The following is a 4,561-nucleotide window of genomic DNA, read 5'->3' as shown; positions in this document are numbered from 1 at the left end:
TTCTTCTTCCGTTTTAGCCTTCGCCTGTGCTTCAGCTTCTGCCTTTGCGCGAGCTTCTTCCGCTTGGGCTTTCGCCTGTGCTTCAGCTTCTGCCTTTGCGCGGGCTTCTTCCGCTTGGGCCTTCGCCTGTGCTTCAGCTTCTGCCTTTGCGCGCGCCTCTTCTTCCGCTTGCGCCTTCGCCTGTGCTTCAGCCTCTGCCTTTGCGCGAGCCTCTTCTTCCGCTTGCGCCTTCGCCTGTGCTTCAGCCTCTGCCTTTGCGCGCGCCTCTTCTTCCGCTTGCGCCTTTGCTTCAGCTTCTGCCTGTAAGCGAGCTTCTTCTTCCGCTTGGGCTTTTTGTTTCTCTGCTTTTTTGTTCTTACTGAACCAGCCAAAAAGTTTCGACATCGTTAGGACAAATCCTTATAAATTCTTAGCAATTTCGGCTACACTTGCCGCCTAATGTATGAACGCATGATACCATTGTCAGCCACTATGAAGCGAGTTTCTCGCCCTACTCGGGCACCATCTTCTGCAAAAAAACCTTATTCATCCCAAAAAGGGAAAAAATCAGGGAAAACCCCAAGCGCAAATAGTCCTGGGCAAATACGCATTATCGGTGGCCAATGGCGTGGTAGAAAGTTACCCGTACTCAATGCAGAAGGGTTAAGGCCAACTACAGACAGAAACAAAGAAACTTTGTTTAACTGGTTAATGCCTTACATAAACGATGCACGCTGCTTAGATGTATTTGCGGGTTCTGGTGGGTTAGGTTTAGAAGCTCTGTCTCGCTATGCAGCACATTGTGATTTTATAGAGCTGGATAAACAGGCAGCAAGCCAGCTTAAAAGTAATCTTACCTTATTAAAAGCAAATGAATTGGCATCAGCAACCGTTCATCAAGGGGACGCACTAGGTATTTTAAAAGGCATCAGCCAAGCGCCTTACGATATTGTTTTTGTCGATCCGCCTTTTGCGAAATCATTGGTAGCACCTACGCTGGCTGCGCTAGAAGATAACAAACTTGTTCATAGTGGTAGCGTGGTGTATCTGGAACACGAAAGTGCGCTAACAACACCCGCTCTCCCCGCCCATTGGCAAATTATTAAAGACAAACAAACTAGCGCTCTGCGCTATATGTTAATTGAGGTATGTTGATCGATAACAATTGAAGTGCCTCAATTGAGGAGAGATAAGCCGTGACCTATGATTAAGCTCACGGCTTTTTTGAGCATAAGAGCTAAGGATCTGTTGCTCGTTTTACCTAAGCTAGACCAAGTTGCGTTGTCATTAAAGCTCAAGACCAATATTGGAGATTCCAGCTTCCAAGGCAAGTGCTTTCATTTCATCTGCCGCTTTCGCTGGGTATTTGGCTTGCTCTACATAATCAAGCAATTCGTTTTGTACCTCAACTTCAAACTCCATCAGCGGATGCCCTTTTACAGTCTCGTCATCGGCTTCTTCGCTTTCTAGCAAATAGGCTTCTACGCTGCCTTGCGATAACTTGCTGATGACCACTGCACCTTGCGGATCGTCGCCTGCCATCAAATTTAGCAAACCAGCTAGACCAATAGCTGCATCAATTGCTGGATAAACGCCATAGTTGTCATGCTCACTGGTATCAGGTGTAGCCACTTCAACTTTCTCAAGCTGTACCGCAATGTTGAATTTGCTCTTGGGTGATTTCAACGTTTCCCACACCAAATTCAAACAGTTGCGCAATGCGCTTGCATCACCGCTTTCAGTTAATTCACAGAAAAGCGTGTAGTTGGGTAGCATACGCTCAAGTAATGCAGCACCGAATGCAACGGCTTTCCAGCCTTCCAAGGCGCGAACGCGCCCAAAGGTATTAAGTTTTTGCTTTGCCATTTAAAGGGCTCCAGTGGCATGCATGAAATATTGGGTAACGCCATCCAGCAACATTTGGATAGCAATCATAACTAGGATCATACCCATTAATCGCTCCATCGCAACTAGACCGCGCTCCCCCAGAATTTTATGGAACACATTTGAAAATAGTAAGATCACTGCGCTTATCGACCATGAAGCCGCAAGCGCAATCGACCAGTCAGCCATTCTGTCTGGCGCTTGGTTGGCAAGAAGAATAAGCGCAGCCAGCGTTGAAGGGCCCGCTATCATAGGAATAGCTAGAGGTACTAAAAAAGGTTCTTCACCTACAGCTAATCCACTGGGGTTGCCCGATGATGGAAAAATCATTTTAAGCGCAATAAGGAACAGAATAATTCCCCCAGCGATACTTACTGTCTCTTGTTCCACGTTCAGAAAATTGAGAACCGATTGGCCACTGAACAAAAAGAGAAACAGGATGCCAAGAGCAAATAATAATTCTCGAATTAGGATGACTTGACGACGCTTTGGTTCTATCGATTTGAGTACCGACATGAACACAGGGAGGTTACCTAAGGGATCCATGATCAAAAAGAGCATGATGGCAGCAGACCAAGTATCCATTTTTTTACTGTCTCCGGTTGTGAGGCTAAGCCCGTTTGCGCGTAAACCATTGAGTATAACTCAAAGTTCTTACAGATGGTCGTTTTAGGCGCGCAATGGTAAACCAAGCAGGCTTAGTTAAAAACACCTTTAAGGGCATGTTTGTTTTTCATTTATCTAAGCCTGCAAAAAATACTCGAAAAATAGCGAAAGTGCGCTTTACTAAATCGTAGGGAGAAGTGTTTGTCATTTCTAAGCGGTGTTTTCGCCTTATTCACGGTCGGAATTCAAACAGCCCAATTGGCTTTTTCTACACCTTTTGGATAATGTCTTATCTCCAGAGCTTTTGATGTAATAGTGGGTAACATCATTTTGTTTAACGTTTTGTTCTGCGCATTGTTCGGCGTTGGAACCTGTTAATCCTCAATAAGAACAACCAAAAATAGGAAATATTGCAATGAGTTTGATGACTGTTAAAGAAGTGGCTGCTTTTCTTGGCGTACAAGAAGTGCGCGTAGAGCGCCTTGAGCGTGAAAGCCTTTTGGTTTCGAAAGATAAAGACACCGACGGTAACCCACTTTTCGACAGTGGCGACGTTGAACGCTATAAAACGCTAGCCGAGCGTTTAGGCGGGATCTAATTTACAGAAAAAGGGCGTGATTTTTTGCAAAGTCACGCCCTTTTTATTTTTTTGCGCGAAGCAACGTTAGTTCAAGTAACGTTATTCGCTTTGCCTCTACTCATCCACGTGGCACAACGTGCGACGTTTAAAAATAGAGCAGCGTTCGACAGCCGTTAGGGCGTCGAACGCTATTTTATTTATGCACTGAAGTCTTTCAGCATTCTCGCAATCGAGCGAATACCTTTCGCTGTTGCCCCTACCGGCATTTCAGATGTTGCCCCGCCATGGTAAGCAGCGGCTAAATCCAAATGTACCCAGCCTTCTGGCTTAACAAAGCGTGATAAGAAGCCCGCAGCGTTTGATGCACCGCCACCACCGCCACCTTTCATCGGGCGACTGTTTGCTGTATCTGCGAACGCCGATGGACAGCGCTCTGCGTGGAAATCTTCAAGTGGTAGCGGCCAAAAACGTTCGTTTTCTGCCTTTGCTGCTTTAAGCATTTGTTCGCGGGCATTATCATCTAACGAGAATACGCCATGGTAGTCAGAACCCAGTGCAACCACTGCAGCACCGGTTAGCGTTGCTGCATCAATAATCAGCGGTGCGCCCGTCTCTGTTGCCGCCATAAGACCATCAGCCAACACTAAACGTCCCTCAGCATCGGTATTAACCACTTCAACGGTTACCCCATTTTTATAGGTAAGCACATCACCTAACTTATAAGCGTGACCGCTAATAAGGTTTTCTGCACAGCATAAAATAAGCTGAATACGCTTTTCACTGCCTTGAGAAATAGATAGCCCTAGTGCCCCTGTTACCGTCGCTGCGCCGCCCATGTCACATTTCATATCTAACATGCCTTCGCTTGATTTAATGCTGTAGCCACCGCTGTCGAAGGTGATGCCTTTTCCAACTAGCACGGCATCAACGGGCGCATCTGCATTACCTGTTGGGTTGTAATCAAGTACCAGCATTACAGGCGGACGTTCACTACCGCGGCCCACATTATAAATGCCAATCCAGCCCTGCTCTTTAAGATCTTCACCTACCGTCATTGAGTAGGTTACCTTGTCACCACCCAGTGACTTAAGCCACTGTGCTGCTCGGGTTGCTAAGGTTTCAGGGCTTAGATCTTCAGGTGTTTCGTTTACCAGCTGACGGGTAAATAGTAACGCCGCATATTCTTGCTCTAGCGCTTCTTTGTCAGCCGTTTCGGCCCATTTTATTGACGCTGGTTTGCGCGCACGCGTGAAGCTAAGTGCAAAAGCCCACTGCTGCTCTTTGTGCCAATCGCCGCTTAGCGTAACTGCTGGCAGGCTTAAGCCATCTAGCTTTCTTGCCGCTTGCTGAATTAAACGCTCATTAAGCTTGTCGTCAGGCAGGTGAATAACTGCACCTGATTCAGTGAAAGAAAGCTTAGCACTCTCGCCCCACACTGCTTCAGCACTGTTTCTAGAAAGGCTAACGGTAAATTCTGCCATCGCGTTTTATTCCTTATTACATCGTTATAAT

General features: G+C 46.5%; 5 protein-coding genes and 1 pseudogene. 2 read left to right on the top strand and 4 right to left on the bottom strand.

The features are described from left to right. Positions 1-384: pseudogene (locus QVA83_RS00480) on the bottom strand (signal recognition particle-docking protein FtsY); the annotation flags it as partial. Positions 385-450: 66 nt separating this feature from the next. On the opposite strand from QVA83_RS00480, the gene rsmD reads away from it, so the two are divergent. After that, positions 451-1,134: a 16S rRNA (guanine(966)-N(2))-methyltransferase RsmD gene (gene rsmD, locus QVA83_RS00475; protein ID WP_014977585.1), complete on the top strand. Its 684-nt coding sequence runs from the start codon at positions 451-453 to the stop codon at positions 1,132-1,134. 132 nt (positions 1,135-1,266) lie between these two features. On the opposite strand, the gene QVA83_RS00470 is transcribed toward rsmD, so the two are convergent. Both QVA83_RS00470 and QVA83_RS00465 read right to left on the bottom strand, forming a co-directional pair. After that, positions 1,267-1,845: a YjaG family protein gene (locus QVA83_RS00470; RefSeq protein ID WP_014977586.1), complete on the bottom strand. Its 579-nt coding sequence runs from the start codon at positions 1,843-1,845 to the stop codon at positions 1,267-1,269. Next, a complete protein-coding gene (locus tag QVA83_RS00465; protein ID WP_014977587.1) occupies positions 1,846-2,448 on the bottom strand; it encodes a YhgN family NAAT transporter in 603 nt (200 codons plus the stop codon). A 436-nt stretch (positions 2,449-2,884) separates the two neighbouring features. Between QVA83_RS00465 and QVA83_RS00460 the strand changes: the two genes are divergently transcribed. After that, entirely contained in the window at positions 2,885-3,067 is a 183-nt protein-coding gene (locus tag QVA83_RS00460) for a hypothetical protein (RefSeq protein WP_014950994.1), read from the top strand. A 179-nt stretch (positions 3,068-3,246) separates the two neighbouring features. On the opposite strand, the gene pepB is transcribed toward QVA83_RS00460, so the two are convergent. Then, positions 3,247-4,530: an aminopeptidase PepB gene (pepB, locus tag QVA83_RS00455; RefSeq protein WP_287497998.1), complete on the bottom strand. Its 1,284-nt coding sequence runs from the start codon at positions 4,528-4,530 to the stop codon at positions 3,247-3,249. Positions 4,531-4,561: the final 31 nt, after the last annotated feature.

This window comes from Alteromonas sp. AO-Serp (assembly GCF_017849675.1).
GTDB classification, from domain to species: domain Bacteria; phylum Pseudomonadota; class Gammaproteobacteria; order Enterobacterales; family Alteromonadaceae; genus Alteromonas; species Alteromonas macleodii.
Note: the sequence above shows the minus strand (reverse complement) of the source record. Positions and strands in the feature narration are given on the sequence as shown.